Origin of the sequence: Halobacillus sp. Cin3 (genome assembly GCF_947311855.1) — a bacterium.
Lineage (GTDB): Bacteria > Bacillota > Bacilli > Bacillales > Halobacillaceae > Halobacillus > Halobacillus kuroshimensis.
The window spans coordinates 369271-393951 of sequence record NZ_CAMZMV010000002.1 but is presented as its reverse complement, the minus strand read 5'-3'; the positions used below and the strand labels follow the sequence as shown (position 1 = coordinate 393951).

General features: G+C 45.6%; 19 protein-coding genes. 17 read left to right on the top strand and 2 right to left on the bottom strand.

Going from position 1 to position 24681, the window contains the following annotated elements; translation table 11 throughout:
- Positions 1-18: 18 nt before the first annotated feature.
- The 8 genes from QMA39_RS10050 to QMA39_RS10015 all read left to right on the top strand — a co-directional run bounded on the left by QMA39_RS10050 (position 19) and on the right by QMA39_RS10015 (position 11915).
- Positions 19-2496 carry a cell wall-binding repeat-containing protein gene (locus QMA39_RS10050; RefSeq protein WP_281658610.1) on the top strand — a complete coding sequence of 826 codons (2478 nt, stop codon included), beginning with the start codon at positions 19-21 and terminating at the stop codon, positions 2494-2496.
- A 460-nt stretch (positions 2497-2956) separates the two neighbouring features.
- The gene (locus tag QMA39_RS10045) at positions 2957-4834 is read left to right on the top strand and encodes an LTA synthase family protein (protein WP_281658609.1); all 1878 of its coding nucleotides are present in this window, start codon (positions 2957-2959) and stop codon (positions 4832-4834) included.
- A 298-nt stretch (positions 4835-5132) separates the two neighbouring features.
- On the top strand, positions 5133-6314 hold the full coding sequence (gene pgsB, locus QMA39_RS10040; RefSeq protein WP_206933313.1) for a poly-gamma-glutamate synthase PgsB: 1182 nt from the start codon (positions 5133-5135) through the stop codon (positions 6312-6314).
- Between the two features lie 19 nt (positions 6315-6333).
- Positions 6334-6783: a poly-gamma-glutamate biosynthesis protein PgsC gene (gene pgsC, locus QMA39_RS10035; protein ID WP_027954936.1), complete on the top strand. Its 450-nt coding sequence runs from the start codon at positions 6334-6336 to the stop codon at positions 6781-6783.
- 12 nt (positions 6784-6795) lie between these two features.
- Positions 6796-7953, top strand: a complete 1158-nt coding sequence (locus QMA39_RS10030) for a CapA family protein (protein ID WP_027954937.1) — start codon at positions 6796-6798, stop codon at positions 7951-7953.
- A gap of 43 nt (positions 7954-7996) precedes the next feature.
- Positions 7997-8374, top strand: coding sequence for a hypothetical protein (locus QMA39_RS10025; RefSeq protein ID WP_156896473.1), 378 nt, complete (start codon positions 7997-7999; stop codon positions 8372-8374).
- A gap of 204 nt (positions 8375-8578) precedes the next feature.
- A complete protein-coding gene (locus tag QMA39_RS10020; protein WP_281658608.1) occupies positions 8579-10222 on the top strand; it encodes a gamma-glutamyltransferase family protein in 1644 nt (547 codons plus the stop codon).
- Between the two features lie 85 nt (positions 10223-10307).
- Positions 10308-11915, top strand: a complete 1608-nt coding sequence (locus tag QMA39_RS10015) for an NlpC/P60 family protein (protein WP_281658607.1) — start codon at positions 10308-10310, stop codon at positions 11913-11915.
- 3 nt (positions 11916-11918) lie between these two features.
- On the opposite strand, the gene QMA39_RS10010 is transcribed toward QMA39_RS10015, so the two are convergent.
- Positions 11919-12236, bottom strand: coding sequence for a VanZ family protein (locus QMA39_RS10010; RefSeq protein ID WP_051254654.1), 318 nt, complete (start codon positions 12234-12236; stop codon positions 11919-11921).
- A 231-nt stretch (positions 12237-12467) separates the two neighbouring features.
- Here QMA39_RS10010 and QMA39_RS10005 point away from each other — a divergent pair, with 231 nt between their 5' ends.
- Entirely contained in the window at positions 12468-13409 is a 942-nt protein-coding gene (locus QMA39_RS10005; protein WP_281658606.1) for an LCP family protein, read from the top strand.
- A 111-nt stretch (positions 13410-13520) separates the two neighbouring features.
- On the opposite strand, the gene QMA39_RS10000 is transcribed toward QMA39_RS10005, so the two are convergent.
- Positions 13521-15248, bottom strand: coding sequence for an ABC transporter ATP-binding protein (locus QMA39_RS10000; RefSeq protein ID WP_281658605.1), 1728 nt, complete (start codon positions 15246-15248; stop codon positions 13521-13523).
- A gap of 155 nt (positions 15249-15403) precedes the next feature.
- On the opposite strand from QMA39_RS10000, the gene QMA39_RS09995 reads away from it, so the two are divergent.
- The 8 genes from QMA39_RS09995 to QMA39_RS09960 all read left to right on the top strand — a co-directional run bounded on the left by QMA39_RS09995 (position 15404) and on the right by QMA39_RS09960 (position 23982).
- Positions 15404-16357 (top strand): hypothetical protein, encoded by a 954-nt coding sequence (locus tag QMA39_RS09995; RefSeq protein WP_281658604.1) that lies wholly within the window; start codon positions 15404-15406, stop codon positions 16355-16357.
- A gap of 337 nt (positions 16358-16694) precedes the next feature.
- Positions 16695-17444, top strand: a complete 750-nt coding sequence (locus QMA39_RS09990) for a Wzz/FepE/Etk N-terminal domain-containing protein (RefSeq protein WP_281658603.1) — start codon at positions 16695-16697, stop codon at positions 17442-17444.
- Positions 17437-18084, top strand: coding sequence for a CpsD/CapB family tyrosine-protein kinase (locus QMA39_RS09985; RefSeq protein WP_281658602.1), 648 nt, complete (start codon positions 17437-17439; stop codon positions 18082-18084). The genes QMA39_RS09990 and QMA39_RS09985 overlap by 8 nt, the downstream gene beginning before the upstream one ends.
- A gap of 18 nt (positions 18085-18102) precedes the next feature.
- Positions 18103-19563, top strand: a complete 1461-nt coding sequence (locus tag QMA39_RS09980) for an oligosaccharide flippase family protein (protein ID WP_281658601.1) — start codon at positions 18103-18105, stop codon at positions 19561-19563.
- A gap of 295 nt (positions 19564-19858) precedes the next feature.
- On the top strand, positions 19859-20797 hold the full coding sequence (locus QMA39_RS09975; RefSeq protein WP_281658600.1) for an O-antigen ligase family protein: 939 nt from the start codon (positions 19859-19861) through the stop codon (positions 20795-20797).
- A 13-nt stretch (positions 20798-20810) separates the two neighbouring features.
- Positions 20811-21905 (top strand): glycosyltransferase family 4 protein, encoded by a 1095-nt coding sequence (locus tag QMA39_RS09970; RefSeq protein WP_281658599.1) that lies wholly within the window; start codon positions 20811-20813, stop codon positions 21903-21905.
- Between the two features lie 29 nt (positions 21906-21934).
- Entirely contained in the window at positions 21935-23200 is a 1266-nt protein-coding gene (locus tag QMA39_RS09965) for a sugar transferase (RefSeq protein ID WP_281658598.1), read from the top strand.
- 14 nt (positions 23201-23214) lie between these two features.
- Positions 23215-23982: a glycosyltransferase family A protein gene (locus QMA39_RS09960; RefSeq protein ID WP_348646604.1), complete on the top strand. Its 768-nt coding sequence runs from the start codon at positions 23215-23217 to the stop codon at positions 23980-23982.
- Positions 23983-24681 lie beyond the last annotated feature (699 nt).

The window sequence follows — 24681 nt, the reverse complement described above, 5'->3', positions numbered from 1 at the left end:
AAGGGGAGAATGTAGAAAATGAAAAATCTGAACTTGAAAGTATTGGCAACAGCCGCTGTGACAAGTGCCATTGCGTTGGGAACTCTAGCCATCCCTGGGGGAGAAGTGAAAGCCGCTGAAGGTGACTTTGACTTAACGATAATGCATACGAACGATACGCATGCACACTTGGAGAACGTGCCGCGCCGCGTGACTATCATTGAGCAGATCCGTGCTGACCGTGAGCATTCTATCCTTCTTGATGCGGGGGATGTGTTCTCGGGTACGCTTTTCTATAATCAGTACAAAGGGCTTGCAGATGTCCAGTTCATGAACATGCTTGATTATGATGCGATGGTTCCAGGAAACCATGAATTTGATGATGGTCCTTCTGTGTTTGCTGATTTTATTGATCAAGCAGAATTCCCGATTGTCAGTGCCAACATTGACTACAGCAAGGACGAGCGCTTGAACGGATTGTTCAACGATGAAATCGGCATGCCTGGGGACAATGGAAATATTTATCCTGCTTCAGTAATCGATGTGGATGGTGAAAAAGTCGGGGTATTCGGTTTGACGACTGAAGAAACGAAGTTTCTTGCCAATCCTGGGGACACCATTGATTTTGAAAACTATCTCCAAAAGGCTGAAGATACAGTGAAGATGCTAGAAGGAGAAGGGGTCGATAAAATTGTCGCTTTGACCCACCTTGGCGTTAATTATGACAAAACGCTTGCTCAGGAAGTGGAAGGGGTAGACGTTGTTGTCGGATCTCACAGTCATACCAAACTGGAGGAACCTCTTGTCTTTAACGAAGATGCTGAACCGACACTTGTCGTACAGGCAGAGGAATATGGAAATTACATCGGTGATTTGGAAGTTTCCTTTGATGATGAAGGTGTCCTTACGGAGTGGGACGGAAAACTCATTGATGTTGATGAAGAAGATGAAAACGAAGAATATGTGATTGAATCCGATAAAGAGGCGGCCGAACTGCTTGCTGAACTGGAGAAGCCACTTGATGAATTGAAGAAAGAAGTCGTTGGAGAAACGACGGTGGCCTTGAACGGAGAACGAAGTGATGTAAGAAGTGGGGAAACCAACCTCGGGAACTTAATCACAGATAGTATGCTTGCCAAAGCTAAAGAAAAAGTTCCCTCCACGACGATGGCTATTCAAAATGGCGGAGGCATTCGGGCTTCCATTGATCAAGGACCAATCACTATGGGAGAAGTCCTTACAACGATGCCATTTGGTAATACCCTTGTCACTCTGGACTTAACAGGGCAGCAGGTGTGGGATGCTCTTGAAAATGCAGTGAGTGACATCGAGAATACCGGCGGCCGTTTTGCCCATGTATCTGGAATGAAATATACGTTCGATCGCTCGAATAAAGCAGGAGACCGTATCGTTAATGTCAAAGTGAAAACTGACGATGGATATGAAGCGCTTGATCTGGACAAACAATACACGGTGGCTACGAACGCCTTTATCGCCGCAGGTGGCGATGGATATGAAACATTCAAGGAAGCCAAGGATGCCGGTAAGATGACAGAATTATTCTTTGTAGACTATGAAGTATTCAATGAATACCTGGAAGAACAAGGCACGGTTTCTCCTGATGAAGAATCCCGTATTGTTGAAAAAACGACAGAACGTGTGAGTGGAGAGGATCGTTACCAAACAGCCGTTGAGATTTCTAAAAAAGGCTGGGATTCTGCTGACACAGTCATCATTGCCCGGGGAGATGAGTTTGCGGACGCTCTTGCGGGTGCTCCTCTAGCCTACAAGGAAGACGCGCCGATCCTTTTGACAAAGTCCGGAAATCTGAACAGTGAAGTTGCTGCGGAAATTAAGCGCCTGGGAGCTGAAAAAGCTATCATTCTTGGTGGGACCGGTGCCGTTTCTGAATACGTGAAATACAAATTGACTGGAATGGGTGTCGATGTAGATCGCATCTCTGGGAAGACACGCTTTGACACAGCGGCCAATATTGCCGCCCGTCTTGACGGTAATCCTGAGAATGTCATTGTAGCGGATGGTTTCAACTATCCAGACGCTCTGGCTGTGGCTCCTTATGCTGCCAAGGAAGGTTATCCGATTCTTCTTTCCAAAACAGATGAGCTTCCATCGATTACCAAAACAGCGCTTAGTGACTTCGATCAGAGTATCGTTGTAGGTGGAACGAATGCGATTTCTAAAGAGGTCGAAGCGATGCTTCCTGACGCTTTCCGTTACAGTGGTCAAACGCGTTATGAAACAGCTTCTTCCATTGCCGAACAGCTGGGTGTGAAGGAAGGGAAGACATTCGTAGCGAATGGTCAGAACTTCGCTGACGCTTTATCGGGCTCTGTTCTGGCTGCGAAGGAAGAAGCCTCCATGCTCCTCGTTAAGCCGGATCAGCTTCCGAAATCTACGAAAGACACGATTGGAAAGCTTGAAATCAACAACTTCCAAGTACTCGGCGGTACAAATGCGGTCAGTGATGAAGTTGCAGAGGAATTGGAACAGAAATAAATACATGAGTGAAAAGCCTCTGGTTCCTAACCAGGGGCTTTCATCGTTTTGGCATCTTTTTGAACATTGAACAGCTGGCCGCTGACGTCACCATCAAACACTGCATGGAAATCTCCGTTGGGGCGAGTTACGAACAGAATGATTTTCTGTTTAACGAAGATCATTCACTCTAGAAGAGTACGACCCGGCAAAGAAAACGTGGAACGGGTCCGTCAGTCGTGTTGATTTTCACAAGTAGTTTTAAAGTTGTGCACGAGAATGGTACAAGGGTCATCGGTGAGTGCTTCCGAACGATTCCTCCCATATCAATGAGCTTCATGAAAAATGGGAATCATCGTAGGAAAACAAAATTTCTCAATCACCTTACACAGCCATTCAGGTGAATGGCCATTATTCTCCCTTATTTACATTAAGTTTACATAAACTTTACATTTGGGTAGAATAATAGAGAGGTGTTTATATGAAAGATTCGATAAAACGTTTACTAACCAGTTATTTCTTTTACTTTCTTATTATGATTTCCTTGAAGTTTATAATTTTACGTTATCTGCTTCTTCAGGATACGAGTATTTGGGCAGGAATTTGGTATGATGCTTCGTTCATCCTCATTTTCATGGCTCTCATTGAGCTTGTCTTTAAGCGGGGAAAAGCGGGTGCCTATCTTGTTCTCGATTTGTTTTTGTCTCTTTTGTTTATTGGGATGTTGATTTACGAGCGTTACTTCGGAACCGTCCCTACATACTATGACTTATCCCAGCTCAATCAGGTTGGCAGTGTAAATGAGAGTATGTGGCTGCTCGTCAATGGCACAGACTTTCTGTTTCTCGCAGATCTGCTTCTGCTCGTTGTCATTTGGGTTGTGGGCAGGACATGGACATATCCAACGAAACAGACTTCCAATTTCGCTATGTCTGTCTTCCTTATTGCGGGTCTCGTGATTGCCATTTTCAATTTTCAAATGAACAAAGGGGAGCCCATACTCGACAGCGCCCTTTTTGCTAAAGAAAACGGGTTATTCAATACGCAGTTTGTTCAGTATTACCAGGACCAGACGAACAGTGAAAAAGCCTTCGCTTTTTCCGGTGAGGATCAGAATGTCACGCAGCAGAAAATAGAAGAGCTGAAAGGCAATTCCTATACACCGATGAGCGAGCATGACTACTTCGGGGTGGCGGAAGATCGGAACTTGATCGTCGTCCAGATTGAATCCCTGCAGGACTTCGTAATTGGTGAATCGATCGATGGCCAGGAAATTACACCGAACATTAATGAATGGCTGAACGATAGTATGTATTTCACCGATGTCTATCAGCAGATCGGTTCAGGCAATACATCAGACGCTGAGTTCCTCATGAATACGTCACTTTATCCATTAGGAAAAAAAGCGACCACCGATCAAGTCGGCGGCATGGAACTTCCTTCTCTGCCTAGAATGCTTGATGAAAAGTCGTATCATAACGTGACCATGCATGCGGATGAGGTGGAGTACTGGAACAGGGACGAGCTTTATCCGGCTCTTGGTTTCGATGATTATTATGATGATAAGTTTTACGGGGAGAAAGACACGGTGGGCTTCGGACCATCGGATGGCTGGTTTTACCACCGCTCGATGGGGGCGATTGATGAAATCGACGAGGAGTATGATAAGTTCTATGCCCATGTGCTGTCGCTGACGAGCCATACACCGTTTGAAATGCCCGCAGATAAAGAAGGTCTGGATCTTCCTTCTGAGTATGAAGGAACTTTAACAGGGAACTATCTCCAGTCCGTTCACTATGCGGATCAGGCGCTTGGGGAGTTCTTCCAGGACTTGAAAGACCGCGGCCTCTGGGAGGAGTCAGTCATTGCCCTCTACGGCGACCACTCCGGCCTTCATGGCAAACTGCTTAAAGACGAGGATCAGGATCTTCTTGCTGACTTTTTAGGGGAGAGGTATTCCCTGTTGAACCGTTTTAATATCCCGTTTATTGTAGGTGTCCCCGGTGAAGAGGAGCTGACAGGGACGGTCGATCACACCGGAGGACAGATTGATATGATGCCGACGCTCCTGAATCTGCTGGGCGTGGAACCGGAGTCCCTGTACTTTGGACATAACCTGCTTCATTATGAGAACAACCTGCTCGGTATGCGTTACTATGTTCCAACCAGCTCGTTCTTGAACAATGGAACATTCTATATTGCACAGAACAGCCGCTTCGATGCACGTATATTGAATATGCAAACAAACGAGCGGATTGAAGATACGTATAAAGACCCGAATCATGCCTTTAAAGAGGAAAGAGAAGACATCCTCCAATTGCTCCAATGGTCGGATGCCTACTTTGAAAGCCTGCGTTAAAATAAGAAGTATAAGGAACCTTGTCCTATATTGGGTAAGGTTCTTTTTTTCTGTCAGGAATTGATAGAATAATGAATCTTTAATGGAATGGTGTCCTTCTGTTTACAAAATGGAAGGTTTTTGGTAGTTTATGAGTTGTGTCTTCTATGATTAGGTACATAGGACTATTGTGAACGAAAGTTGTAAATCTACTATTATATTTTCTGCTGTCCATTATAAAAGTATTGTCGAACGATGAGGCTTATTCTATAATTATCTAGTCTATTGAAGAAATATGTTTAAGAGGAAGTGAGCTCATATGCTACTGATCCCTATTGTGCTGATCATCGTTCTTGCTGCTGGTATTTATGAATGGCAGCGCCATAAAAAGAACATCGATGCTCTGCCGATACGCGTCAACATCAACGGGGTACGTGGGAAATCCACGGTTACACGTCTTGTTACGGGGATTGTAAAAGAAGCGGGTTACAAAACGATTGGAAAGACAACAGGAACCTCTGCCCGGATGATTTTCTGGGATACACCGGAAGAACAGCCGATCAAACGGCGTCCGGAAGGTCCGAACATCAGGGAGCAGAGAATGGTTGTGAAGGAAGCCGTAGATCGTGGTGCAGAGGCCCTCGTCAGTGAGTGCATGGCAGTCAATCCCGACTACCAGATCACGTTCCAGGAAAAGATGCTTCAGGCCAATATCGGAGTTATCGTAAACGTCCTGGAAGACCATATGGATGTTCTGGGGCCGACATTGGAAGAGGTGGCTGAATCCTTTACCGCAACGATTCCATACAACGGTCACTTAATTGTGTCAGAAAGTCCTTATGTTGAAAAGTTTAAAGAGATTGCAGCGAAACGGAACACCGAGGTGATTGTGGCTGATAACAGCCGAATTTCCGATTCGTTTTTACTGCAATTTGAATATATGGTATTTCCTGAAAACGCTTCGTTAGCTTTAGGCGTCGCTCAGGCCCTTGGTATCGATGAAGAAACAGCATACAGAGGAATGCTGAACGCTCAGCCGGACCCGGGAGCCATGAGGATCCTCCCGATGGGAGACCAAGAAAAACCGTCATACTTCGTGAACGGTTTTGCGGCGAATGACGCCGTTTCCACGATTAATATATGGAAACGTGTGGAGTTCCTCGGATATCCGACAGAGAATCCGATTGTCGTTATGAACTGCCGGGAAGACCGTGTGGATCGTACGGAACAGTTTGCCCGTGACGTTCTTCCTTACATTCCAACTGATACGCTTGTGTTAATCGGGGAAACGACCGAACCGATCGTCACAGCGGTTAACGAAGGAAAGATCAAAGTGGAAACGCTGCTGGATTTAGAAGGGAAGTCCACGGATCAGATTATGGATGTCCTTTCAGAGATGTTCACGGACCGCGTCATTTATGGAGTTGGAAACATTCACGGAGCTGCAGAACCGATGATTGAACGAATGCAGGATTATAAGATTCAAACAAGCGTCAGCTGACGAGGGGGAAACGAAGGAAATGTTTGGTTCGGATTTATATATATCCCTTGTATTAGGGATCATTTTAAGCTTGATTTTTGCTGAGAAAACGGGTGTCCTGCCCGCAGGTCTCGTTGTACCCGGATATCTGGCTTTGGTCTTTGACCAGCCGATTTTTATTGCAGTAGTCTTTTTTATCAGTTTGCTCACGTATGTGATTGTCACGTTTGGAGTTTCGAAGTTCACGATTTTGTACGGACGCAGAAAGTTTGCGGCGATGCTGAGTGTGGGAATTGTGCTCAAGCTGCTGTTTGATTTCCTGTATCCGGTTGTTCCATTTGAGATTATGGAATTCCGCGGCATCGGAGTTATTGTACCAGGGTTGATCGCTAATACGATGCAGAAGCAGGGCTTGGTTGTCACAACAGCAAGTACATTGCTGCTCAGCGGTCTGACTTTCTTGATCATGACCATTTATTACCTGATTTAAGGTGGATATCACATGTCTAAACAATTAGATTTCAAAGAGAAACTGCTGAAGAGAATTAAGCGTGATAAAAAAGCGACCTCAAAACATGTATTCATCGCTTTGGCTGTTACGTTCCTGTTTATTGCGGGATTTGAAATGTTTTATACCCAGCCTGTCCCGGAAGCTGAATCCAGAGAAGATTCTGAGTTCAGTGCCACATTCGTAGGCGATATGATGTTTGGGCGGCACGTGCTGGAGGTTACAGAGAATAAAGGGACCGACTTTCTTTTTGAAAATGTGGCCCCGTACTTCCAGAGTTCTGATTATGTGACGGGGAACTTTGAGAATGCTGTCACTCTTCAGGATGAAGAGAATTACCAGATGCTTGAAAAATCGATTCATTTAAGTTCAGATGCTTCACCTGTTCAATCGCTGGCGAGGATGAACTTCACGAACATCAATCTTGCCAACAACCACACCATGGACTTCGGAGAGCAGGGGATGATGGAAACCATAGCATCCCTTAACGAAGCAGGACTTCCTTATGTGGGTGCAGGGGAAAACATCGAAGAAGCTCAGGAGATTGATTATCAGGAGATCAACGGTTTGAACGTTGCGACCCTTGGGTTTTCGGATGTTCCTGTAGCCGGTTCCGAGGCTCTCCAGTTCCGTGCAGGTGTGGCAGATGCTGATCCGGAACAATTCCTGCCTTTAGTACAGGAAGCGAGTGAAAACTCGGATATGGTCTTTGTCCATATCCACTGGGGAGCCGAGTACGATAACGAACCGCACCCGAGACAGCGGAAACTGGCGGAGGCGATTGTGGATGCAGGAGCAGATGTCATCATCGGCCACCACCCTCACGTCTTATCACCGGTGGAAGTGTATAAGGATTCTGTAATCTTTTACAGTCTCGGAAACTTTATTTTTGACCAGGGATGGTCCAGAACGCGCGATAGTGCTCTGGTCAATTATCATTTGATGGATGATGGGACAGGCCGCTTCGAAATCCTGCCTATGAGGATCAGGGAAGCGAGACCTTCCTTGACGACCAACCCTTATAATCAGAAGAAAATCTTTCTGCAGTTGACTCGTGGAGAGCCACAGGAAAACTTCACAGAGGAGAACGGCAGATTAACGATAGAAGTCGATCATTCTTCCATTTTAGAGCAGAAAAATAACAGCCAGTAATTGTATACCGGCGTTCTACATTAAAAAAGGAGTGCGTATGAAGATGAAAGTAGTTAAATCGGTGTTTCCATTTGTTTTGTTGTTCGGAGCTATGTTTTTTATGACGCAGTATAAGCAGCTGGAAACATTGTCTGCTACAGAGGCGTACCAAATTGATGTATTCCAGCAGGAAGCGGAGGCAGCGGCTGAGGAGCAGACAGAACCGTTGACGGCATCAGCAGAAACGAGTGCCGGCATGGAGAGTGTCCAGTCCGAGCAGCCTCAGACGGAAGCCGCTGTAGAAAATGATTATGCTGTCACAAGTGATGGGAGTATTGTCCGTGTTTATAACAACTCCGGTGAACAGGTCTATCAAACGACATTGACCGACTGGGAGCAGAACCGCGAACAGTACTATGAAAAGTATAAGCTTGGATCATGATGTTGGAGCACATTCTTAGGAATGTGCTCTTTTTCTAAAGCATAGAGCATTTGTTGTTTGAAAGTTTTTATCATATAATAGAAATCGTTCTGAAAATACTAAAATTACATGGGGAATGTTATAGAGACATAAAGGACCAAAGATTTACGAAAGCTATAAATCTTAAATCAATCATTTAAAAAGATGAAAGGTGCGTCGGGATGGATGGAGAATAAAGGGTTGTTTATTACCCTCTTTATCATTGTGGTTGTAGGCGTTGGTATTGTGTACTACAGTCAAGGGAAGTTTCAGAGTGATGAAGTGGATTACGAAGTGGAGACGACGGATCCGATTGAAACGACGAATGGCTTCGGGGTCAGTTCGACACACCCGCTTGCCGTTCAAGTGGGTATGGAAGTTTTGGAAAATGGAGGAAATGCTGTTGATGCAGCTGTTGCGGTTACATATACCCTTGGTGTTGTAGAACCGTATGGCTCAGGAATCGGGGGCGGAGGCGAAATGCTGGTTCTTCCAAGTGACGCAGACACCCCTAAAAGTTATAACTATAAAGAGATCGCACCGCTTTCCGGTGGCGATCCACAGTACAATTTCGCTATTCCAGGCATTGTCAAAGGTATGGAAGCCATCCATGAAGACTATGGTACGACAAATATAGCCGAGTTGATCGACCCTGCTGTTACCTATGCAGAGGAAGGCTTTACAACGGACAAGCACTTGACAGATCGTCTGCAGGGAGCGGCTTACCGAATGAATATGAGTCAGCTTCAGAACTTTTATCCACAAGGGCAGCCGGTTGAGCCGAACCAGACACTGAAACAACCGGAACTGGCCGAAACGCTCCGTAAAATCCAGGAGCAGGGGTCTTCCGTTCTTTACTCTGGTGAAATTGCGGAGCAGATTGCCGCAGAAGTCAACGGAGTGGAAGTCAGCGACTTCGGCGCTTATGAAGTTGTCGAGAGCGAACCGGTCCAAGGGGAATTTGCCGGATTCGATGTGTATGCGTCTCCGCCGCCTCTTGCAGGGGCAACGACCATTCAATCCCTGCAGATGGCTGAAATGCTTGATATTAAAAGTTCACAGGGAACCTCTTCGGATTTCATCCACTTGATCGGTGAAATTTCTAAACGGACCTATGATGATCGCCTGAGTGAAATCGCTGACCCTGATTTCCATAAGATCGAAACGGATAAGATCATGACGAAGGAATACTCCGAGGAAATGGCTTCTACGATTTCCATGGATAAATTATCGGAGAACTACGAAGTCGATGATTCGATTGCTGATATCGAAGATGATGATAACACGACCCACTTCGTCATTGTTGATAAAGACGGCATGATGGTGACAGCGACGCACTCCTTGAGTAACTTCTTTGGATCTGGGAAAAACGTTGCTGGTATCTTCCTGAATGATACGATGAGAAACTTCAGTTTGACCGGGTTGAAACCGAATGATAAGGAGCCGGGTAAACGTCCGCGCAGTTTTACTTCACCGACGATTCTAACGAGTGACGAGAAAAAAATCGGCATTGGTACACCTGGAGGGAAACGGATTCCGCAGGTGCTGACACAGGTGCTGACCCGTAATCTCCTGTTCGATGTACCGATTGAAGAAGCGATTGCGGCTCCGCGTTTTTACATCGAGGATGACAATCTATTCGTAGAAGAAGATTTTGATCCTGCAGTAAGGCAGGAACTGGAAGAACGAGGATATACCGTATACCTGGAAGACTCTGCTTTCTATTACGGCGGAGTGCAGGCGCTCGTTGTTGATAAAGTCAACAACACGATGTACGGCGGGAAAGATGACCGCCGTGATGGAGCCTGGCAGGTGAAAGACAGCGAATAATGTAAACAAATGAAGACTGCCGTCCGATATTAGGACTGCAGTCTTATTTTTTTGAGCTTATTTATAAAGCAGAGGAGAAGTGATGGTGAAACGATTTTATTACGGATTGTTGACGTTGATGGTTTGTACGGTTTTATTGTTGGAGGAAAAGCCTGTGGATGCCGCTCTGACGTCCGTTGTGGAGGAAGCTGAGAAGCATGTAGGTGCTCCTTATCAATACGGTGGTGAATCTCCTGCCGAAGGATTCGACAGCTCAGGGTTCAGCCAGTATGTATACCAGGAAGGGGCCGGCATAGATCTGCCGAGGACCGTTCGCGATCAGGCGGCGTTCGGAGCTTCTGTACAGAACAATGAGCTTCAATCAGGGGATCTGCTCTTCTTTAGTAAAGATGAGTCGAGCGGTGTGACCCATGTCGGTATCTATGCGGGAAATCAAACGATGATCCACGCTTCAGCATCCAAAGGTATTGAAGTCATCAATTATGAGAACAGCAGCTATTGGTCTTCCCGTTATACGAAGGCCGTGCGGGTGAATGAAGAACCGGCCGGGTCTTCTGTTTCAGCTTCCCATCCGGTTGCCGTGGAGGCCTTAACACATGTAGGCGCGCCTTATGTCTACGGTGGAGAGCAGCCAGATGGTTTTGACAGTTCGGGGTTTGTGCAGTATGTGATCCAGAGTGTGCTGAATTTTGAAATGCCTCGGACGTTGTCCCAACAGATTGGGATGGGAGAGCAAGTGTCCCGGGAATCGATCCAGGAAGGTGATGTCCTTTTCTTCAGCAAGGATGGAAGTGCTCCATCCCATGCCGCGATTTATGTAGGCCGTGATCAAATCGTCCACCCTACCTTATCCAGTGGTGTAGAAGTGACCGCATTTGAAGGAAGCAGCTATTGGAGCGGCAATTTTATGGAAGCCCGCAGAATTACAGAAGGTCCTCAAATCGCTGAAGATCATGATCTCGTAGCAGAGGCCTTGAAATACTTAGGTGTCCCTTATGTCTTTGGTGGTGAATCACCGGAAACAGGCTTTGACTGTTCCGCCTTCACGCGGCATGTTTTTGAAAAGGCCAGGCAGATCTTCCTGCCTCGTTCCACGGATCAGCAGTGGCAGGTAGGCGAAGACGTGGACCTTGCTGATATCCAGCCGGGGGACGTCGTCTTTTTCAGTGACACGTACAGAGAAGGTATTTCTCACAACGGGATTTATGTCGGAGACGGGCAGTTTATTCACGCCTCCCGCTCAGAACAGGTGACCATTTCCTACTTGAGCGAATCGTACTGGCAGGAAAAGTTCACCGGTGTAAAACGGTTTGACGGTCTGCAGATTCCGAAAGAACATCCGGTCGTTTCCGAAGCGACCCAATTCATCGGAGAAGTTTCTTATCAGTCCGGAGGGACCACGCTGGACGGGTTTGATACGGCAGGATTCGTTCAATACGCGTTCCAGCAGGGAGCGGGGATTTCTCTGCCGCGTTATGCGGACGACCAATGGAATACTGGGACAGAAGTAGCGAAGGAAGATTTACAGCCAGGGGACATCGTCTTCTTTCAGGCCAGCTACTTGAACCCTGCAATATATATCGGGAACGGCCAGGTGGTCCATGTGACGTTATCGGATGGTGTGAGAGTCACGAACATGCATTCCAACAGCTACTGGGCCCCTAAATATTACGGCGCTAAAAGGATCAACTGAATGCTAGGAGGACCGCGCTTCCCTGCGCGGTCTTTTTTTATGGAACGTGGACTTCCGCAACTTCCAGTGGACCACGGCCATCATGAAAAGGACACCGGTCCAGTCTTTAGCGATGTCGATCACGGAAAACGACCGGCCGGGGGTGAACCATTGGTGACACTCGTCTACGACCCCGTACATCATGCTGAATATACCGGCAGCGACACTTGTCCCTTGGGTCAATTTCCCATGAACGCACAAAGCTGTGATGATCAACCCATATAACAGGGCGAACTCTATCAAATGCATGGCTTCAAGACATGCCCCTAAGGTTACAGCCATATCAGGATCCACTCTTTCACTACTGTAATCGGGTAGCTGGACTGCAGCCATATGACAGCCATATATAGAAGGGGAAGAAGAATCACCGTCATTTTTTTCACCATAAGATCAACTCCTATCGCTGTCAGTTTCGGTGGAAAGCGGAAGTTTTATACAAAAATCAATTGTCATAATTGGTAGATTTTTTATATAATGGTTGATAGATTGCTTGAAAAAATTGGAGGAACTAGAATGAGCCGCGTACAAGAAAAAAAGAAAAAGAGAGGCCGCTGGTGGAAGATCCCCCTGCTGTTTGTCAGTATCCTTATCGCAGCCGGAGGGATTTATCTATTTACGGTCTATAATGGTGCCAAAGCGACGGTCGATAAAAAAATGAATGAAGAGGTCGCATCGATTGATCATGAGTTGACGGAAAAGAAAGTCCGGGATAAAGAGCCGTTGAATATCCTTCTGCTCGGAGTAGATGAACGCTCTAATGATTCCGGTCGGTCCGACGCTTTAATGGTCCTTTCTCTTGATCCGGATCATAACCGAAGCCAGATTGTCAGTATTCCAAGAGATACACGGACAGAGATGGTCGGGGACTCCAGTCATAATGGAGAGCAGGATAAAATCAACCACGCCTACGCTTTTGGCGGGACAGATATGGCCATCCAGACGGTAGAGAATTTCCTTGATATCGATCTGGATTATTATGTTCGGATGAATATGGAAGGCCTTGCTGAAATGGTCGATGCTGTAGGCGGCATTACTGTCCAGAACTCCCTCGACTGGCAGGGGAGCAACGGTTACCATTATAAAAAGGGAGAGCTGAACCTGGACGGGGAGGAAACCCTCGGATATGTCCGCATGAGATATGAGGATCCTCAAGGGGATGCTGGACGTAACGAACGTCAGCGCGAAGTCATCCAAGGTGTGATTGAAAAAGGAGCAAGCTTCGGATCTGTGAATAAAATCGGGGACATGCTTGATGTGCTTGGTGGGAATGTCACGACCAATATGGACTTTACAGTTATGAAGGATCTGATGTTGAATTACGGCAGCGCCCGCAAAAACATGACAACCTATCAGATGACCGGAAGTGGTACAAGAATAGACGGCATCTATTATCTGCTGGTTTCAGATGATGAAGTGGATAAAGTCCGTTCACAGATTCAAGGATACCAATCATAAAAAAAGCGTCCCTATCAGGGGCGCTTTTTTATCGTGAAAATAGGATCTGTGCTGAAGTAAGTCTGTGCGATTTTTCAGGGTGGTCACATGCCGCATACACGCTGAAAAAGTTTATCCTTCGATGCGCAGCTGCTGGCGGGCAAAATCCTTGTAGAGTGTATGAGTGGCGAAGAGCTCATCATGACTGCCTATACCTGTAACCTCTCCTTTTTCCAGAAAAACAATCCGATCGGCATCGACAATGGTCGATAACCGGTGTGCAATCACAAGCGTTGTCCGGCCCTTCATCAAATTCTTCAACGCGTGCTGAACCACAACTTCTGACTGACTATCCAGGCTGGAGGTGGCTTCATCAAGCATCAGAATCTCCGGATCTCTCAGCAGGGCGCGTGCAATAGCGATCCGCTGCCGCTGTCCTCCTGATAGTTTAATTCCCCGCTCTCCGACTTCTGTTTCATATCCATTGGCGAGTTCGTTGATAAAAGGATGGGCATAAGCCATTTCAGCGGCCTGGATCACTTTCTCCCGTGTCACTTCGTCCTCTAATCCATAGGTGAGGTTCTCCATAATGGTCCCTGCATAAATCGGACTGTCCTGGGATACATAGCCGAGTTTTTTTCTCCACGATTTTAGTGCATAATGGCTGATCGGTTCGCTTCCGTACAGGATTTGCCCGGACGCTGGCTTGTAAAATTGCTCAATCAATGAAAACATGGTCGTTTTCCCACTTCCGCTGGGACCGACGACAGCGGTGACCTGTCCTTTTTCAGCAGTAAAGGAAACCTCTTTTAAAATCGGTTCATCCGGCTGGTAGTGAAACGATACATGCCGGACAGCCAGGTTCTGGTGGTCAGGTACGTTTCCTGTTCCTTTTTCCAGCTCTTCCTCATCCAGCTCAAGAATGGTCAGCACTTTCTCTGTCGCCCCGATCGTTTTCTGGAACTGGGTCACAAACACGACCATCTGGGTGATCGGCATAATAATCTGAAACAGGTAGATGAAAAAGGCAGCCAGTTCACCAGCTGTCATTGCTCCTGAACTCACTCTTATGCCGCCAAATCCGATAATCAAAACAAGCACGACAATAATTAAGGAGGACACAAGAGGGGACATCAGAGCCTGAATAACACCCTCACGAACGCCGAGACGGTAAAGCTTCCGTATATCTCTCCGGCCGTTGTCCCACTCCATCGTTTCTGCGTTGGATGCTTTCACGAGTCTGATTTCAGAAATCACCCGAGTGAGGTGAGCGGAAAATCCGGCGGTCTCTGCCTGCAGGTTCCGTGAAATCTCGGCCATTTTCCGTCCGACAGGGATCAGAAACAGCAGGGATAACGGAATAATGGAAAACATAACAAGGGTCAGAGGCCAGTCCAGGTAAAACAAAATAATGATAGCGCCAACGACGGAAATCACGCCTGTAATAAAGCCGGTGAAATGCTCAGTAATCAGATTTTTTATGACACCCGTATCGTTGGTCATCCGGCTGACCGCATCCCCGGTTTCATGTTCATCATAATAACTGACGGGAAGCACAAGCAGTTTTTTCCACAATCGCTCCCGAAGCGAAGCAATGATGTGCTGGCCCACTTTTGCCAGTACATAAACAGAGACGCCGCCGGCCAGAGCCTGGATGAAGAAAGCAGCAATGATGCCGATGATGACAGCTGTACTCAGCTGACTTACATCAAAGTTATCGATCAGCCGGCTGGCGAGCAGGGGAATGGCGAGGCTTGCCATAGTGGTCAGCAGACTGAGCCCTATTCCGATACTGAATAACAGCCTGGGGGGCTGGGTGGTGCGGATGAGGGTGATGAGTTGTTTCCATTTTGGTTTCATATAAGAGAGTCCTTTCAAAACTTAGTCAGGCTTGTTTCATTATAAACGAAAGACCCCTCCTTTATAAAAAGGTTGCGTTTATTTAGAAGGGATTTTATTCCTGAAACGAGAATTATCGAATAATGGATAACAGTTCTGCCTGGAGGAGGAGTCATTTGAATAAAAAAACGGTTTTCATGGTTGTCTGCCTTTCATTTATAACGACGATTGCCGTGTACTCAGCAATGATGTACCTATTCCCCGGTTCTGCGGATTATGAAAAGCAGGGTTTCGTCCATGCGAAAGATTTCGGAGCTGTCCCTGGGGATGAAAAAGATGATGGTGCGTCTATTCAAGAAGCTGTGGATTACAGTGCTGAGCATAACATCGGTACCGTAAAGGTCACAGGTGGAGAGCGTTACAGGATGGAAAGTGAGGTGGTTATTAAGCAGGGAGTCGAGATAGAGTTCGGACGAAAGACCGTAGTGGAAGTTGTTGGTGATTTTACAGTTTTCACTTTGGAGAAAAATGCTTCGATAATCAATGGGGTCATAGAAATCCCGGACGCTTCCTTCAAGTCCAGCGTCATTACGCTGGATGGAAAAGAGCAGTTTTGGTCATGGGAGACCACGCAGATCCATGGACTTACTCTTATTAATACGAGCGGTGAGAATTCAGGTACGGGGATCAATGTCACGGCAGATCAAACAAATGAATATGTCAGCTTTGTTGATTTTGCTTCGCTTACCATTGTGGGATTCAACAGAGGCATTCATTTAAAAGCGGTGCCTTCTGATGAAGACCCTAACTTTGTTAATGGGAACAGGTTTACAAATGTGACCCTGGAAGATTGTGTGGAATGTATCGTTATGGAAGGGGCCGTCACCGTCCCTAATGAAGTATCCGGCAACCAGTTCACCAATATGCAGATTCAGCCGACAGACAAAACGGAGTCGATCATGATCGTGTCGGGAACGAACAATTATTTTCAAGGCATGATCTGGGATATTCAATTGCTATCCAACAACCAGCCGATAGAGCTGAAGGATCAATCGAATGGAAATACAATCATGACGAATTTGAATGCCTCCTATATTCGTGACAACGGCGTGAATAACACTTATGAATAAGGTGGAAAAAGGAACAGAACCACTTGGTCATCTCTTGTTGAGAAGGCCAAGTGGTTTTTGTTCTTATTAAAGAACAAAACTGAAGATAATGGAAGATATAAACAGGAAAGAGGAGGTATATCCTTTATAGTGTGAATTTTTCAAAGAATTTGGCGATTTATAAATTATAAAGAATGGATTATAATCAGGTCAAGTATTCTTAATAAAGAACAAATTATTTGTTATTAAATGCTCGCAGAGAGGGAATGATTCTGCCTCTTCACCCAGCGGTGAAAGGGGGAATCGGAGGTTAAAGGTAGCAAATGTAACGACACATCTTTTTCTGGTGGAGGTCATTATGGAAGAAAACATGGATATCAAGAGTTTCCTCGCCGTCCTTAAGCGCCGGATGGTAACCATTATGCTGGTGAGCAGCTGCTTGTTTCTTTTAGCTTGTGCAGTCACGTTTTTTGTTATGAAGCCGACGTACGAATCTGTGGAAAACCTTGTTGTAGGTAAATTGAACAAAGAGGATTCCGAGTATGGAGAATCCAAGGATTTAAATATGCTTCTTGCTTCAACGATCGACATCGTTCAAAGTCCGAATGTCCTGAATGCGGTCAGTCGTGAATTCAATATTCCTTATGATGAGTTGAAGGAACAGATTGTGGTGAAGAATTCCCAGGACTCACAGGTGGTCAGTATTTTAGTAAGGGGAGAAGATCCGGATGAGGTTAGTCAAATCGCCAACTTTACAGCTTTGACCACTGTGCAGAAAATGAATGACTTGTTTGAAGTGAAAGACATCCTCGTCCTTAATGATTCTTCCGGGGAAAATGGCGGGGAACAGGTCGGCAGCCAGCTTGTCAATTTAGCCATCGGACTAGTCGTCGGTTTGTTAGCGGGGATTGGAGGGGCGGTTGTCAAAGACCACCTGGATGGTTCGGTTCAATCAGCTTCCCAGCTCGAGAAGGAAATAGGAGTAAGAAGTCTTGGCGAGGTGGATTTAAAGAAAAAGCTGTCAGGGAGAAAGCTTCAAAAGAAGCATAGAGAACAGAAGACGCTGAGAGTTGTGGACGAAGAGAAAAGAGGTGAAATGAGTGTTTAAAACAGAAAAAAAAACCGCTGGAAAACGATCCAGGGCTGTGTTGAATGAGCGGTTTGTCAGCACGGAGCAGATTCGGATGATCCAGCTCCGTGTCCAGCATTTGATGGGGAAAGATACAGTCAACATCATGATGACTTCTGCGGATGATTATGTGAAAAAATCACTGCTGGCCGTCAAGCTGTCCATGGCTATGGCAGAACAGGGGAAAAGGGTTCTCCTTGTCGATATGGATACAAGCAAGCCAAGTGTTCATCAATGGTTTGGACAAACCAACATGTCAGGGTGGGCTGAAACCGTCTTTGATAATAAAAAAGCGGCAGGATTGATTCAGGATACTATTCATCCCGGCCTTTACACACTGACCGCGGGGCAGAACAGGCGCGGTTCACAGGACGCCCTGCTGATGGAGCAGGTAAAAAAAACAGCAGCTGAATGCCGGGGGAATTTTGATTTAGTTCTTTATCTTGCTCCTTCGTACACATCTTCAGCGGATGCTCAGCTGGTCGTTCACGAATGTGATGGTGTCATCGTTACGGCAAAGACTGGTAAAACGAAAGTGGCAGACCTCCTGTCGACGAGGAAGGAGGTTGAAAAAGCCGGGAATAAGGTGCTTGGTGTTATTTTGCAAACAGGCAGATAAAACGGAGGGGGATGGGCAGTGAATACGAAGAGAAATTCCATTATGACCAACATTGCGCACCTCTTTTACAGTACGATACTGTCGAGTCTGTTGAATGCCGGAGCCCTTATTGTCCTTGCCTCCTATCTCCAATCTTATCATTATGGATTATTCAGTGTGACGCTGGCTTTCGCTATGATCATGGGGTATTTTACAGATGCGGGTTTAAGTGGTGTTGTTCTGCGAGAAGGAGCAAAGGAAAAAGTGGATCAGAATATTCTGGTGACCTCTTTTATCAAGCTGAGGATCCTCCTGTTATTTCTCACTTTTACCCTTGGTCTTACGTTGATCTACCTCATGAACAGGGACCATACGGAGCTGCTGGTTACCGCGGTTGTTCTGATCCTTCCTATGGTGAGCGGTTTAGCCATGCAGAGCATCGGAACGACTTTCTTTCAAATGAGGGAAAAAATGCACATGAGTGGTGTGATCCGGATGACCTCTGCTTTTTGTCTGGTGACCTCCATGACTCTGGGAATCCTTTTGGAACTACCGCCTCTTTGGATGACGGGACTGTATGGCGCATCTTATTTAACGGCTGGACTGTTAAGTGTGATTCTCGTCTTAAAGCATGTAACCATTCGTTTGACACTGCCCTTTCATAAAGGGTTGATGAAAAACTTAGGGGCCTTTACTTTGGGGGGGTTGTTGTTCGTCATGCTTCCTCATCTGGGGCCGATCCTTTTGGAGAAGACGATCCCACTCGCTGCGGTCGGTTTGTTTGCAGTCGCCTACCGGATCCCACAAGCGCTGCAGCAGGTACCATTCATTGTAGCGGGAGCCTACTATCCGGTGTTATTTAAAGCGTACCAAAGGAATAACGTCCAGGAACATCTGAACCTGCATGTCACTCAGATTAAGATTATGAGTCTTGCTGGAATGATGATGACGATTCCCTTTTTCTATTTATCTCCTTTTATTATAGAACTGCTTTTTGGTCCGGAATGGGACGGAGCTGCTCTTCCGTTGAAGATTATGTCGTTGATGCTCACAGTGCAGGCGGTGAATATAGCGGTCGCCGATGGATTAACGACGATGGAAAAACAGACATCACGGACTATAGTACAACTGATTGCCGTCATGATCGGGGCAGGTTTATATACCTCGTTAAGCTTATCCTTTGGTGTGACAGGAGCAGCATGGGCCGGCGTCAGTATCGAAGTGGCTGCGTTAACGGGATTTTGGATTTTTTCACCGGTACGCGTTGTTATATTGAAAAAGTCTATATTTCCGTATCTTTCTTACTTCAGTGTCACGCTTGTCGTTTTGGAGCTGATGGCACTACCGTCGGTCCTTAGCGCAGCGATTCATTTACTTATGGTCTTCGTTCTTCCTGTTATGGATAGAGATCTTCGCTCCAAGCTGATTCTGATGGGTGGAAAGGTATGGCGTGGATATATCAAAAGAAATGTGAAAGAGGAAGTGAACCATGGATCATAGTATGACGGAACATTCCAGGGGACATGTGAAAACCGTTTTCTTCCTCATTCTCTTTGTTACTTTTGCAAACTTTTACATTTATATAGGTTTTGCCTTAAAACCTTACATGCTTTTCTGCTTTTTATATTTGGTTTTTTCCTTGAAGTTCTTCCGCTTGTACCCCGTGCAGCTCTTTGAGAGTGCTCTCTTATGTTTTTACCTGTGCTATGCCTTTTCAGGAGTATTTGCTTTATATCCAATGTCCAGCGTAAGGATCTCTGTCGGCATATTTATCTATCTCGTATGCTATTTCATTATGAAATCTATTCTGGGCCGGGCAGAAACAGGGGCGGTTCATAAAGGGCTGGCTTGGACGGGCGTCATTTTCAACCTGTGCAGTCTTCTCTATTATGCGGCCGGCATGCAGAAAGCAGAGTTTAATTTTGACAGAGAAGGGGAGAGGATCACCGCCTACGGCTTAATGATTGATCGGGATTATCCGCGATTAATCGGATTGCTGCAGGATCCCAATTTTTTTGTCTTTTATAATACGCTCTTTTTTGCTTTTTATTTGTGTAACCCCAAAGGCCTGCTCAATAAAACGGGGTTGATGTTGTGCATTACTGCTAATCTCCTCACTTTTTCGCGTGGCGGCTTATTGGTTATGATTGTTCTGTTCCTGATTTACGGGATGATCCATCACCCGCTGAAGCAATTGAAAATGGTCCTTGGAGCGGGAGTGTCCATGGCATTCATCTCGTATGTGCTCGTGATTTACTTCAAATTTGATTTATACGGAATTTTAGAATCCCGAATGGAAGATTTCGGTGAAGACGGTGGGAGCGGACGTTTTGAGTTATGGGGAAAAGCGTGGGGATATTTTGAGGATCATATCGTGACAGGAGTCGGTGCCTTTAATTTCCCGGATTACAATGCGTATGAGCACGGGGAAGCCTTATCTGTCCATAATACATTTTTGGATATATTATCAGAGTCAGGGGTTGTGGGAATCTTCCTGTATCTCCTTTTTATCCTTTTACTACTTTATCAGCTCGTTCAAAAAAAGGTGTACAAAGAATGCCCTTATTTATTCCTGACATTTATAGGACTGCTGCTTCAAATGGCCTTTTTATCTGTGATTATTAATGACATGTTCTTCTTATATCTGGCTTTGGTTTCCACTTACCTACACAAAAGGGAGAATTCAGCTGTGCATAAGGGAGTCGAGATCCCTGTAGATAGAAGAGCTTCCTAACGGAGGGATGGAAATGAATGTATTATTGCTGACGGACAAGTTGATCGTCGGTGGAGCAGAAACATACTTTTGTAAGTTGGAAAACCATTTGGCTCACAGGAATCTTACCTTCTATTACGGTGCAGCGACGGGAGAGCTTCAAAGCCGGCTCTTACATCAAGACAAGTATGTGGAGCTGACAAGGCACTCTCATGGGCGGAATTTCATGACACTTTATCGTTTCATTAAGAAGCACTCGATCAAGGTCATCCATGCGAACAGCCTGCGCATGCTGGGATACGGAATTTTATTGAAGCACTTCTGTGAGTGGGATATTCAATTAATCTACACAAAGCACAATGTCACCATTCTTGAAAAAAAGATGCCCCTTCTCTTTTCTAAACTCTTAAACACTTACGTGAAACGGATCATTACAGTGAGTCAGTTTGAAAGGGATTCGCTGGTCCTGCTCGGGGTCAACCCACAACGGATTCAGACGATCCATAACGGAGTTGATCTTCAACAGTTCCCTTTTAAAAAAGTCGGACAAACATCTCCTATCCATGTAGGCATTCTTGCACGTCTATCAGAAGAAAAAAATCACGAACTGTTCATTGAAGTAGCAGAAAAAATGAAGAATGAAAGGCAGTTCCGTTTTTTCATCGGAGGCGACGGGCCCGAGAAGGACCATCTGCAGCAGCTGATTACCCGAAAACGTTTAGAGGATCAGGTGGTCATGTGTGGAGAAATCGAGCATCCTCAAACCTTTATTAAAGAAATGGATGTTATGCTCGTGACATCGAAGAGAGAAGTTTTTCCTATGGTCGTGATTGAATCGATGGCTGTCGGCACCCCGGTCGTATCGATTGACTGCGGTGGAATCAAGGAAGCGGTGACCGATGGTGTGACAGGTTACCTGATCCCTCAGCACTCCGCAGATTTGTTCAAGGATAAAATCACATCGTTATTTTCAAGCACCGCGCTTTATAGTCATATCGTGAAGAGTTCCAGGGAAAGAGTGGAGGAGCGTTTCTCCCTTGACCAAATGGTTGAAAAAACACTCCGGGAATATTTGTTTATTACGGAAGGAACAAAAAAATTTTCGTCTGTTGTTCTTAATAAAGAATGAAAATTCTCTAAGATGAAGGTGGGTAAAGCATGGATATCATGACTCAATATGGATGGTTAGTTACAGCGGTTTGTTTTAATGCTGCCCTTCTCGTTTTCGGACTGGTGTTGTATATCAAGTCAGCGGTTTTTCCGGTGTTTCATACCTTAAGGACCCTTCCCTTGAAGCCAATTGGATTGATCACAGGTGGTGTCGTTCTCTTTCTGTTGAATATAAACGTATTAACGGAAGCTCCTTATCTGTCGAACGTTCAACTCGTGCTGCTTACACTCGTGCTCCAGACAGGTGTGCTTCTTCTGCTTTTTCCTGTTTTTGGATCGGCCGGAAAACAGCGAAAGCACACCCGCGTCCTCTTTATTGGTGAGGACCCCTTTTCGGCTGGACAATTCTTTCATGAAAATACGAGAGATGAATTGTTCTCTTTTGTCAAAGATGCCGATGAACCTTTTTTTAACCGTCAGAAGGACGCCTTTGACCGAGTGGTGATTGATCATACGATTTCCTCTAATAAGAAAGTGGAGTTGACGAATCTTGCTTTGAAGTATGACAAAAATATTTTTATTATTCCTGAGCTTTATGACCTCGGCGTTCATCAGGCCAAGACAGGGTATGCCGGTGATTTAATGGTTTTTACGATTAAACCCTTTCATATGACAACGCTCCAGAAGATCTTAAAAAGGGGAATGGATCTTTTATTATCTGTCTCCTTACTTCTGATGACAAGCCCTGTCATTGCTGTGTTGACGTTTCTCATCCCGATCACTTCCAAAGGACCTGCTTTTTATAAGCAGGAAAGGCTCGGAATGAATGAAAGACCGTTTTCTATTTATAAGTTCAGAAGTATGGTGGTGGATGCTGAGAAACACAGCGGCCCGGTGCTTGCCCAGGATAAGGATCCACGGATTACACCACTAGGAGCATTCTTACGGGCGACCCGGCTGGATGAACTGCCTCAGCTTTTCAATGTACTCAAAGGAGATATGAGTCTCATTGGCCCAAGACCGGAGCGTGATTATTTTGTCAGACAGTTCAAGAAAGAAAATGAAGATTACCGTTACCGTTTTAAAGTCAAACCGGGAATAACCGGGCTGGCCCAAGTGTATGGGAAATACACCACTTCTCCTCTTAATAAGCTTCGCTTTGACCTGACCTACGTGAGGAAATACAGTATTTTGCTGGACATCAAGGTGTTACTCCTGACAATCAAAGTCGTTTTCCAGCGTGATCAAGCCCGTGGGGTGGAAGTCACAGACGCGAAAATGAAGCGCATCGAAAAAAAGCAAGCGATCCATTAATAGGAGGTTAAGATATGATGAGCAATGATAGGGTTAGTATCATTACGCCTGCCTACCATGCGGCAGGGCATATTATGGAAACCATTCGAACGGTTCAGCACCAAACCTGTACCAATTGGGAAATGATCATCGTCGATGACTGCTCCAAAGATGAGACTGTATCCATAGTGAAAAGAGAGCAGGAAAAAGACGATCGAATCCGGTTGATCTGCCTGCATGAAAACAAAGGCCCTGCCTACGCCAGGAATCGGGCGATTGAATCAGCCCGGGGAAGATACCTCGCCTTTTTAGACAGCGATGATTTATGGATGCCCGAGAAGCTGGAAAAACAGCTCTCTTTTATGAAAGCCAAGCATGCCGCTTTTACCTTTACCGCCTATAAAATGATGAAGGAAAACGGGGAAGAGACAAACCTTATTTTCAAGGCACCGATGGAAGTCACCTACAAAGATCTTTTGAAAAACACTTCCATTGGTACGCTGACGGTGATGCTGGACCGCCGCAGGTTCGGGTCAATCCGTATGCCTCTTTACAGAGATTGCTCAGAAGATTACGGCTTGTGGCTGATGCTTTTATCCTCAGGGTCAACGGCGTATGGATTAAATGAGCCCCTGGCATTCTACAGGAAGTGCAGCGATTCATTATCCAGTAACAAATGGAAGTCTGCAAAAAAGACGTGGAATACGTATAGGAAAGTAAAAGGGATCAATGGGGTGCGTTTATTTTGGTATTTTATGAATTATACGGTTCGCGGAGTGAAGAAGCATTTTCGTTCCGCATGACAGGAGAGAATCGTGGCGATGCAGAAAAGCAGAGCAGTAATTCATGCATCGTGTCATTGTAAGTTGTGATCGGTCACACAGCCATATGTTTGAGGGACAGGAGGTGTTGATTTTTTCTTAATAGTGACCCTGTATTATCATTAAGCAGACGGAATTCCATCAAGCTTGTAATTCATTAACGAAAAGCTCGTTCAGATAACTCCACCTTATTGGATCTTCACGGATGCTTCTCATCATCGACGCTCCTGTTTTAAGTCTACCCTGATGTTCAGGGTGATGTTCTATAAGCTTTCCCCTTCTTTCTTTAAAAGTCCGGAGTTTTAACGCTCTCCTTATCTTCCTTTCCTCTTGTGGGGCCATAACATTTTCCTTATTACCATACGTCCGTTTTCTGTCGATTATGGCATGAACAGAAGATGCTTCTGTTCTATTCTTATTTGCCTACCCCTTTTTCTGCGAATTTATCTTGCTGTGTTCATGGAGCCCCGTGTGCTCCAAATCGCTGGTATGTTTATAGGAAGGATCATAGCCATGACGTTTAGTGTCCTTTCCTGCCGTTTAGGGTTGGAGCGATTGTTTGCCATCATTGTACAGAGTGTAGATGAAAAAAGCTGCCGAGAAAGTTCTCGACAGTCGGCCACCTTCGGGCAGTATTATCTGTACAAATGAATTGCTGTTAGACCCTCGCAGAATTACAAA